The organism is Pseudomonas protegens, from assembly GCF_003732485.1.
GTDB lineage: Bacteria > Pseudomonadota > Gammaproteobacteria > Pseudomonadales > Pseudomonadaceae > Aquipseudomonas > Aquipseudomonas protegens_B.
Window position 1 is genome coordinate 1 of sequence record NZ_MOAK01000035.1, and the last position, 9,414, is coordinate 9,414.

At 64.3% G+C, this 9,414-nt stretch carries 7 protein-coding genes and 1 pseudogene; 5 read left to right on the forward strand and 3 right to left on the reverse strand.

Annotation, left to right across the window (positions count from 1 at the left end; genetic code table 11):
* The first annotated feature begins 230 nt into the window (after positions 1–230).
* The 4 genes from BLX41_RS06635 to BLX41_RS06650 all read left to right on the forward strand — a co-directional run bounded on the left by BLX41_RS06635 (position 231) and on the right by BLX41_RS06650 (position 5,756).
* Complete coding sequence (locus tag BLX41_RS06635; RefSeq protein WP_123724263.1) at positions 231–749, forward strand: sigma-70 family RNA polymerase sigma factor; 519 nt, start codon at positions 231–233, stop codon at positions 747–749.
* Positions 742–1,740, forward strand: coding sequence for a FecR family protein (locus tag BLX41_RS06640; protein WP_259744493.1), 999 nt, complete (start codon positions 742–744; stop codon positions 1,738–1,740). The genes BLX41_RS06635 and BLX41_RS06640 overlap by 8 nt, the downstream gene beginning before the upstream one ends.
* A gap of 118 nt (positions 1,741–1,858) precedes the next feature.
* Positions 1,859–4,654 carry a TonB-dependent receptor gene (locus BLX41_RS06645; protein ID WP_185073424.1) on the forward strand — a complete coding sequence of 932 codons (2,796 nt, stop codon included), beginning with the start codon at positions 1,859–1,861 and terminating at the stop codon, positions 4,652–4,654.
* A 1-nt stretch (position 4,655) separates the two neighbouring features.
* Positions 4,656–5,756 carry a cytochrome-c peroxidase gene (locus tag BLX41_RS06650; protein ID WP_123724266.1) on the forward strand — a complete coding sequence of 367 codons (1,101 nt, stop codon included), beginning with the start codon at positions 4,656–4,658 and terminating at the stop codon, positions 5,754–5,756.
* A gap of 182 nt (positions 5,757–5,938) precedes the next feature.
* Here the strand turns inward: BLX41_RS06650 and BLX41_RS06655 are convergent, their stop codons facing one another.
* On the reverse strand, positions 5,939–7,093 hold the full coding sequence (locus BLX41_RS06655) for an alpha-hydroxy acid oxidase (protein WP_123724267.1): 1,155 nt from the start codon (positions 7,091–7,093) through the stop codon (positions 5,939–5,941).
* Positions 7,094–7,185: 92 nt separating this feature from the next.
* A complete protein-coding gene (locus BLX41_RS06660; RefSeq protein ID WP_123724268.1) occupies positions 7,186–8,103 on the reverse strand; it encodes a LysR substrate-binding domain-containing protein in 918 nt (305 codons plus the stop codon).
* A 425-nt stretch (positions 8,104–8,528) separates the two neighbouring features.
* Here BLX41_RS06660 and BLX41_RS06665 point away from each other — a divergent pair, with 425 nt between their 5' ends.
* Entirely contained in the window at positions 8,529–8,978 is a 450-nt protein-coding gene (locus BLX41_RS06665; protein ID WP_123724269.1) for a PTS sugar transporter subunit IIA, read from the forward strand.
* 36 nt (positions 8,979–9,014) lie between these two features.
* Here BLX41_RS06665 and BLX41_RS34620 read toward each other — a convergent pair.
* Positions 9,015–9,414, reverse strand: a pseudogene (locus BLX41_RS34620) (LLM class flavin-dependent oxidoreductase); the annotation flags it as partial.

Genomic DNA, 9,414 nt, shown 5'->3' on the forward strand with positions numbered 1-9,414 from the left:
GGCCAGAGTCGATCCGCCACCCACGCCAGGAAATGAACAATCACTATTGGGTTTGTGCCCAATGAGAAAGCCCTTGTAGTACGTTTTTTTCGAATGCCTTAGGCCCTTGAAGCATGGCCATCCCAGCGCGAGGCTTACTCAGGCGGTGCTGATTGAGGCGCACAAAATGCATTTGATAATCATTTGCAATCAAGGATAGAATCCCGCCCCCTCGTCTGATCCCGCCTTGAATGATCGCCGCCGTGTCTTATCTCAGCGATAAACTCGAGCTCTACCTTTCCCATCGCACCGCGCTGGTCGACTATTCGGCGCCCATTGTCGGTTGTCGGGCGCAAGCCGAAGAAGTGGTCCAGGAGGCCTGGCTGCGCTTCTGCGGCCAGGCCGATAGCGCTGCACAGCCAAGCAACCCGGTGGGCTACCTGTACCGCATCGTGCGTAACCTGTCCTTTGACCTGCTGCGGCGCTCGACCCTGGAAAACCGTCATCCCGATGGCGCCGATCTGCTGAACGAGCTGCCCTCGAGTACGCCATCACCGGAGCATCAGGCGCTGCACAGCGACCAGTTGCGCCTGCTGCAAGATGCGCTGGCACTGCTGCCGGAGCGCACGCGCCGGGCCTTCCACATGCACCGCCTGCAACACCTGACCTTCCAGGAAATTGCCGCTGAGCTGAAGATCTCCACCAGCTTGGCGCACCAGCTGGTGCGTGACGCACTGACCCACTGTGCGGAGCACCTGGCCGATGACTGATACCCCCTTGCCTCAACCTGTATCCGGTTCACTGAAGGACGACCCGGTGTGGCAGGCGGCGATGGATTGGCTGCTGCAATGCCACGCCGCGCCGGATGACGCCTTACTGCAACAGGCCCATGCGCGCTGGCTGGCCGCTGATGAGCGCCATGCTGTCGCCTGGCGCAAGGCCGAGAAAGTCTGGTTGCTCAGTGGCGGCCTGGAGCCGCTGGAACCACCCACGCCCCAGCCTTTGCCCACCCCGCTCCGGGCTCGGCGCAACAGGCCGCGGCGGGCACTGAAGGCGCTTGCACTGGCCGCCTGCCTGCTGTTGCTGGCCGGGCCGACACCACCGACCGCCCATACCAGCCCAGCCGGCGAGCACCGACAAGTGCTCTTGAGTGACGGCAGCCGTATTGAACTGGGCAGCGACAGCGCTATTCGAGTGGACTTCGAACCCGGTACGCGGGCGGTCACCCTGCTCAGGGGGCAGGCGTTCTTCGAGGTCAGCCACGACGCCTCACGCCCGTTCACGGTGCAGGCCGCGGACGTCAAGGTCAGGGTCGTAGGGACCGCGTTCGACGTGGACCTCAGCCGCAACGCCGTGGTGGTGGCGGTGCAGAGCGGCGCAGTCCAGGTTCGCGATGGACGCGGCGAACTTGCGGTGCCGGCCCTGGGCCCGGGCGATAGCCTTCGCCTTGGCCTGGACCAGGGCCCGCCGCAGCGCGGTCGGCTGTTGCCTGGCCAGGTTGCCCCCTGGCGCCAGTGGCAGTTGCTGGTCAATGACCGGCCACTCTCCGAGGTGATTGATGCGCTGCAGGACTATTACCCCGGTGTACTGCTATTGGCGGACCCTGCGCTGGGCGAGCGGCGTATCACCGCTTCGCTGAACCTGCGCTCGCCAGTCAGCGCGCTGCAATTGGCGATCGCTCCGTTGGGCGGGCATCTCTGGCAATCGGCCCCCTACCTCACGCTGATCCGCAAAGAGCCGCAAGTGCCGGTAAAACAATAAATTTCACAATTTTCTGGAAGTTCTCGATCGCCGTTCGTTTATTGCCCCGCTGAGTTAATCATAATTATTCTCATTAGCATGTGCGTACTGTTCGCACTATCGGGGAGTCCACCAGAGCATGTCCATTTTCCCCCCACAGGGTCTTCAGGGTTGCCGGCGCAGTGCGCGGCTGTTGTGGCTGTCAGTAGGGCTGGCGGTGTCCCTGCCGGCCTTGGCCGGTGACCATCGCACACGGCATAGCATCGACATCGCACGCCAACCGTTAAGCACGGCGCTGATGGTGCTGGCACAGCAGACCGGCCTGCAGATCAGCGTCGAGAGCCAACTGCTGCTCAACCTGAACGCTCCGGCGGTGCAGGGCGAACTGAGCGCCGAGCAGGCGCTGGCGAAACTGCTCAAGGGCAGCCAGCTGGAGTGGATCTACATCGGTGACGACGCGCTGATGGTGCAACGGGCGACTCGCCCGCGTACCGACCCGGTCCGCCTGGGCAATACCAAGGTGCCTGGCGAGTTGTCGCTGCCCCAGGGTGAAACCCGAGTGGACCGCGCGACGATCGAAGCCATGCCGGCGGGCAATGGCGACATCACCAGCCTGTTGCGCAGCCATCCCAACGTGCAGTTCGACGACGCTCAGCTGAGCAGCAAGACCCCTGGCGAAATCGGCCCGGCCAACATCAGCATCAACGGGGCGCAGTTCTACCAGAATGCCTTCCTGGTCGATGGCATCAACATGAACAATGACATCGATCCGGCCGAAGACCGGGTGCAATTGCTGGACGCGGTACCGGGACGCAGCCAGGGCCTGGCACTGGACACCGACCTGCTGGAGAACATCACGGTCCTGGACAGCAACGTGCCAGCGGCCTATGGCGGCTTCAACGGTGGCGTCATCGATGCACAGACCCGTGCACCGACCCAGGCGCTGCACGGCAAATTCTCGGTGCAGACCACCCGTTCCGCCTGGACCCAATATCACGTCGATGAAAGCGAAGAACAGCGCATGGAAAACTCGGGCTCTCCCGACGAGCAGCCCAAGTTCGACAAGGTCACCGTTCGTGGCACGCTGCAGGGCCACCTGACCGACAATTTCGGCCTGCTTGGCAGCTTCAGCCAGAAGCGCTCGACCATCCCCCTGGGTTTCTACTCCTACAACAATGTCGAGGAAATGGGCTTTCACGAGGAGAAGCAGCAACGGCGCATCGACAACTACTTCCTCAAGTCGGTATGGAAAGCCAGCGATCAACTCACTGTCGAGACCAGCGTGACCCATGCCCCGGAGGAGAGTCACTACTTCCGTGCCAACGTGGCCAACTCGGGTTATGACAACAAGGCCGGCGGCACCCAAGTGAACCTGCGCACCGTCTGGGATGGCGACCTGGCGCGCATCGAACAGAACCTGGCGTGGAGCGGCCAGGAACAGAGCCGCCAATCGGATTCGGCCGACTACTGGACCTGGCGCAAGTCGGCCACCAAGGACTGGGGCATCGGCAACAAGGCCACCTCCAATACCCTTGAAGGCGGTTGGGGTGATATCGAGCAGCAGCAACGTACCTGGCAGTACAAGCTCAATGCCGACTGGCGCAGCGTCGACTGGCTGGGCATGACTCACCGCCCGCAGACCGGCCTGGAATTCTCCCGCCAGTACGTGCGCTACGAGCGCCTGACCGACAGCAGCACCTATGTCAGCCCCGCGGCCACCACCACCTGCACCAACGGCGCCGGAGTTACCGACAGCGTCGCCTGCAACATGGGCCGGACCCTGAACGGCTGGGCGGGCCAGTACATGAAAAGCCGTACCCGCTATGCCACTGGCGAATTCGACTTCACCACCACCTCCTGGGGCAGTTGGCTGCAGGACGAGATCACCCTCGGCCAACTGACCTTGCGCCCCGGCGTGCGTGTGGACAGCGACGACTACATGGACAAGACCACCTGGGCGCCGCGCTTCTCCCTGGAATATGACCTGTTCGGTGACCGCACCACCTTGCTCAATGCCGGCGTCAACCGTTACTACGGGCGCAGCGTCAGCAGCTGGCAGCTGCAGGACGGGCGCAACCGCCTGCGCTTCAACGAAACCCGCGACAGCCTGGACAAACCCTGGGTGGTCAAATCCAATGCGGCCAACCAGGTGCGTTTCAATCAGTTGGACATCCCCTACGACGACGAGCTGATGCTGGGCGTGGTACAGCAATGGGCCGGGGTCGAATATGCCCTCAAGTATGTCAATCGCAAGGGGCGCGACCAGGTGGTGCAGGTGTCCGGCAAGACCTTGGGCGAGCCCTCCACGGACCCGACGCTGGCGAGCAACTACACCACCTACACCAACGACGGCAAGAGCGAGACCGACACCTACACCCTGACGGTGACACCGTTGCAGCGCTGGACACTGCTGGGCACCCAGACCGGCGGGCAACTGGCGCTCAACTGGACCGACAGCAAGGCCTCCGCACCGACCTACGTCGCCGCCGAGAACCTGTACTACCAGAACAGCGTCATCCAGTACCAGGGCAGCTTCATCAATTATGACGACCGCCCGGCCAGCAACTTCAACCGGCCCTGGACGGCCCGCCTGACGACCATCACCGAGATCCCCCAGGCCAATCTGCAGTGGAGCAACTTCTGGCGCTACCGCGCCGGCTACAAGCGCATTGGCGACACGGGGCGCAATGTGGACTACATGGGGACCTCGGTGGATGTCTGGGAGGAACAGAAATTCCAGGCGGCGCTGACCTGGGACACGCGCCTGGGCTGGCGTATTCCCACCGCCAGGGACCAGAACGTGTTCATCAATGTCGACGTGTTCAACGTCCTCGACAAGAAGTCGGTCAATGCCAACCAGACGGTCAACAGCAACTCGGTCTCGACCTATGAGGTGGGCCGCCAGTACTGGCTCGAAGTCGGATACGCGTTCTGAAATGCGCCGGTCCCTGAAGAGTCTGCAGGTCATGCTCGGCATGGTGCTGGTGATTGGCCCGCAGCACGTGCTGGCCTGCGCCTCGAGCGAACCGTCTTGCCTGCGCGAGTTGTACAGCCGGCCCCCCGCGCAGTGGCCGGCGCCGCAGGTGGATGCCGGCGTGGCCTGGCAAGAGCTGGGCCCCTTGCCCGAGCGGGCGCCGTCCCCGGCGTACAACCCCTACACGCAGCAGAAGGCCGATCTGGGCCGCCAGCTGTTCTTCGACCCGCGCCTGTCGCGTTCGGGGCAGATTGCCTGCGCCTCCTGCCATGAACCGGACCTGGGGTTCGCCGATGGGCGTCGGGTTTCGTTCGGGCATGACCGTGCCGCGGGCCGGCGCAATGCACCGAGCCTGGTGGCCAGCGGCCTGGCCAAGAAGCTGTTCTGGGACGGGCGCGCCGACAGCCTGGAGATGCAGGCCCTGATGCCGGTCGTCGACCCCAAGGAGATGGCCTTCAGCGTCGCGCAACTGGTGGCCCGGCTGCGTGACACCACGGACTACCCGGCACAGTTCGCCCAGGTATTTCCCGGACAGGCGCTGGGTGCCGAGCAGGTGGCAGCGGCATTGGCGACTTATCAGCGTGGCCTGCTGCGGGTTGCCCAACGTACCCCCTTCGAGCGTTTTCTGCGAGGGCAGGCGAAGGCCCTCAATGACCAGCAATTGCAGGGGCTGCACCTGTTTCGCACCAAGGCCCGGTGCATGAACTGCCACTTCGGTCCGGGGATGCAGGACAACCGCTTCCACAATGCAGGCCTGACCTTCTATGGGCGTCGCCGCGAAGACCTCGGGCGCTATGAAGTCACCGGGCGGGTACAAGATGTCGGGCGCTTTCGCACACCTTCACTGCGCCTGGTGAGCCATACCGGCCCCTGGTTTCACAACGGGCTGGCCAGCAGCCTCGATCAGGTGCTGCTGTTCTACAACGCAGGCATGCCCAGGCCCGTACCCAAGGATGGGCAGCTGCAAGACCCGCTGTTTCCCGTGACGTCGGCGCAATTGAAGGTATTGGAGCTGGACCGGACCGAACTGAAGGCACTGAAGGCTTTCCTGGAGGCCCTATGAGAGGTTGGCCGCGGCGGCTGCATGACCTGCGAGCAGGCCCCCTGCCCCCTTCCTGAATCTTTCATAGCCATCCGACATGGCGGGATAGCGGGAGACTCGAACCTGCGAACCACCGGCTCAAGGGCAAGTGCTTCAACCTGGGCCCAGCGCGGCCCGCTGGCCAGGGCTGTGAGCAGCACCGCCTAGGGCAGAGGGTAACTACCCGGCAACAGGATGTGGTGATCCAGATGCTGCACATCGGTGTGCCCACACAGGGCCAGGGTCAGGTCCATTTCTCTGGCGATGATCTCCAGGGCCTTGGCCACTCCAGCCTCACCCATCGCCCCCAGGCCATACAGGTGCGCGCGCCCGAGCATGACCCCCTGGGCACCCAGCGCCAGGGACTTGATCACGTCCTGGCCGCTGCGGATACCGCTGTCGAGCCAGACTTCGATCCGCTCGCCGACCGCCTCGACGATCGCCGGCAGCATGCTGATGCTGGAGGGCGCACCGTCCAGCTGCCGGCCGCCATGGTTGCTGACGATCAGGGCATCGGCGCCGCTGTCCGCCGCCAGGCGCGCATCCTCGACATCCAGGATGCCCTTGAGGATCAACCTGCCGCCCCAGCGCTCCTTGATCCATTGAATGTCGTCCCAGCTCAGGCGCGGGTCGAACTGCTGGTAAGTCCAGTCGGCCAGCTGGCGCATGTCATCCACGCCTTTGACATGCCCCATGATGTTGCCGAAGTGGTGTCGACGGGTACTCAGCATCCCTTTGATCCAGCGCGGCTTGCCGAGGATATTCAACAGGCTGGAGGGGGTCAGTCGCGGTGGAATGCTCAGGCCGTTTTTCAGGTCCTTGTGGCGCTGGCCGCTCAATTGCAGATCAAGGGTCAGGACCAGAGCATCACATCCGGCGGCCTTGGCCCGGTCAATCAGGCTGGCGACGAAACCGCGGTCGCGCATGACGTAGAGCTGGAACCAGAACGGCGCGGCGATGGCCTGGGCGATTTCCTCCAGGGAGCAAATGCTGACCGTCGACAAGGTGTAGCGAATGCCGGCGGCGGTGGCGGCGCGGGCGGCAAGAATCTCGCCGTCGGCGTGGATCATTCCTGCCAGGCCAGTGGGCGCGATGGCCAGCGGCATGGCCATGTCGATGCCCATTCGCCGAGCGCCGAGCGAGCGCTGCTCGATGTTGCGCGCAACCCGCTGGCGCAGCTTGATCGCGCTGAAGTCGGCCTGGTTGGCCTGGTAGGTGCTCTCGGTCCAGGAGCCGCCATCGACATAGTCATAGAACATTCGCGGCACCCGCCGCTGGGCCATTGCACGCAAGTCTTCGATACAGGTGATGATGGGCATTGCCCGGCTCCCGATTGAGGTTCAGCGCGAGATTAACGGCCTACTCGAGGCGTTACCGGGAAAAGATTTCGCGCTTATCGGGCGTAACTTTCCTACAGCGAGTGCTTCAAGCGTGCCTGCGCCTCAAGCACGGTTTCATGACAGACCCGGGTCAACCAGGTGCTGAAGGCTTCCGCCGCCGGCGATGCCTGCCGAACCCGCAGTTGATAGTGAAATGAGGGTTCGCTGCGCACCTCGCCAATCGCCACCAGCTGCCCATCGGCCAGCCACGCCTGGGCCAGTGAGGGCCGCGCCAGGACCACGCCCTGAGCCTTGGCCGCCGCCTCAAGCATCATTCCCAGGTCCAGCAGCGCCGGGCCCTGCCCCGGCTCGACGAGTTCCAGGCCGGCTTGCATGAACCAGGGCCGCCAGGGCTCCAGGGGTGAACGCAACAAGGGCAAGCGGGCGAAATCCCGCACGGGGTCCAGGCCCGGGAAATGCGCCAGCAAGGCCGGTGCGGCCATGGGCAGCAGTTGTTCGTCGAGCAGCCGCTGACAAGGCGCGACCTCGGCGCTATCGCCACTGATCTGCACGTCGCAGGCACCACTCTCGACACTGCCCATGGGCGCACTGAGCTGGATCTGCAGGTCGACGTCCGGGTAGGCCAGGCTGTGCTCCTGCAGGCGCGGGATGAGGACCTGACGGGCGAAGGTCGGCGGGCAACTGACCGTCAGGTGCTGCTTGCGCTGCACCGGACGCTGATGCCCGGGGATTGCCAGCAACTGCGCGAGGATCGGGCTGACCTGCTCCAGGTAGACCTGCCCCTGCACGGTCAGCAGCACATTGCCGCCCAGGCGCTCGAACAACGATAGGCCCAGCAGTTGCTCCAGGCCTGCAACACGCTTGCGCAAGGCGCTGCCGGTGAGCGCCAGGGCATCGGCCGCGCGTTCGAAACTCTGCAACTGCGCGGCCGCCTGGAAGGCCAGCAGAGCATCCAGGGAAGGCAGGCGATAGTCCGTGAAGTTGTTCATGTCTGGGCTCCTGGGCGCACTGCGACGGTGGTCCGGGCCCAGTGCCCGGTACAGGGTTGCGCCAGTATCTGGATCTTACCCAGCCTGCTGGCACCGGGGCGACGTCTGGGCAACGCCGTGAGAAAAAACCTCCCGTTAAGCGCGTCTTTAGGAGCGTTTCAACGCCTGGGCCGCGCGCTAGGCTGAGCCGAGCGGCGGTCTGGCGGGGCCTTCGCTGGCAGGCCAGCTGCTACAGGATGGCGTGCTGCCAGCTACCTGTGGCCAGACAGCCGTGAGCGAGCCGCCGGGCAACACGCGCCTGGCGGCATCGGGCCAACGGCCGGCGATCTAAAGAGTTCGTAAAGACTGCCTGGCAACCACTGACCCGGCCAGGCAAATGCGCTTCAATTCTCCTTGAGCCAAGCCTGAAACGCCCGGAGTAGCCCATGAGCAAGCTTGCCCGCTACCTGCAAGTCGAGGACATCCTTCTCGATGTCAATGTGTCGAACAAACAGCGCCTGTTCGAACAGGTTGGCCGGCATCTTCAAGAGACCCGACAACTGCCCGGCGATTGGGTCACGGCCAGTCTGTGGCGCCGGGAACTGGCCGCCAGCACCGCCATCGGCGCCGGTGTGGCCGTGCCCCATGCGCGGCTCGCCGAGCTCGACAGCATCCATGCGCTGTACCTGCGGCCGCAGACCGCCATGGCCTTTGCCGCCCCCGACCAGCAACCGGTGAGCGATATCCTCGTACTGCTGGTACCCGCCCCCGCCGATCAGCAACACCTGGAACTGCTGGCGGACACTGCCCGGCTGTTCTCCAATCCGCGCTTTCGTCAGGCATTGCTACGCTGCCACGCGGCGTCGCAGGTCAGGCAATTGGTTGACCACTGGTAGTCCGGGAGACGTCTGCCGCGGACGCTCCCCTCTCCCTCAGCGCTGTTCAAGGTGCTCCATGAAGGTGCTGCCGCTGTAGGCCTCGCGAAACAGCCCGGCCGCCACCAGTCGCGGTACCACCTGTTCCAGGAAGATATGCATCGAACGGATCGAGCCTCCCGGCGCGGCGATGAAGCCGTCCATGGCACCGGCTTCGGCCCAGTCGACGATCTGTTCGAAGGCGTCTTCGGCGGTGCCGATCACTTGCCAGTGGGCGGCGGAAATCACTTCCGGGCGCAACAGCAATTCATCCAGGCGCAAGGTCTCGCGCTCGATCAGGCGCCGCAACAGGTTGGTGTGGGTGCGGCTGCCGGGGTTGTACACCGGGGCCGGCAAGTCCGCCGCGCTCACCGGACGATCCAGGGGCCAGTCACTGAGGTCGAGGCCGAGCATCTGC

Coding starts and splice junctions, on each gene's coding strand:
- BLX41_RS06640 (WP_259744493.1), top strand. CDS start 742: ATGACTGATACCCCCTTGCCTCAACCTGTATCCGGTTCACTGAAGGAC.
- BLX41_RS06660 (WP_123724268.1), bottom strand. CDS start 8,103: ATGAACAACTTCACGGACTATCGCCTGCCTTCCCTGGATGCTCTGCTG.
- BLX41_RS06645 (WP_185073424.1), top strand. CDS start 1,859: ATGTCCATTTTCCCCCCACAGGGTCTTCAGGGTTGCCGGCGCAGTGCG.
- BLX41_RS06665 (WP_123724269.1), top strand. CDS start 8,529: ATGAGCAAGCTTGCCCGCTACCTGCAAGTCGAGGACATCCTTCTCGAT.
- BLX41_RS06635 (WP_123724263.1), top strand. CDS start 231: ATGATCGCCGCCGTGTCTTATCTCAGCGATAAACTCGAGCTCTACCTT.
- BLX41_RS06650 (WP_123724266.1), top strand. CDS start 4,656: ATGCGCCGGTCCCTGAAGAGTCTGCAGGTCATGCTCGGCATGGTGCTG.
- BLX41_RS06655 (WP_123724267.1), bottom strand. CDS start 7,093: ATGCCCATCATCACCTGTATCGAAGACTTGCGTGCAATGGCCCAGCGG.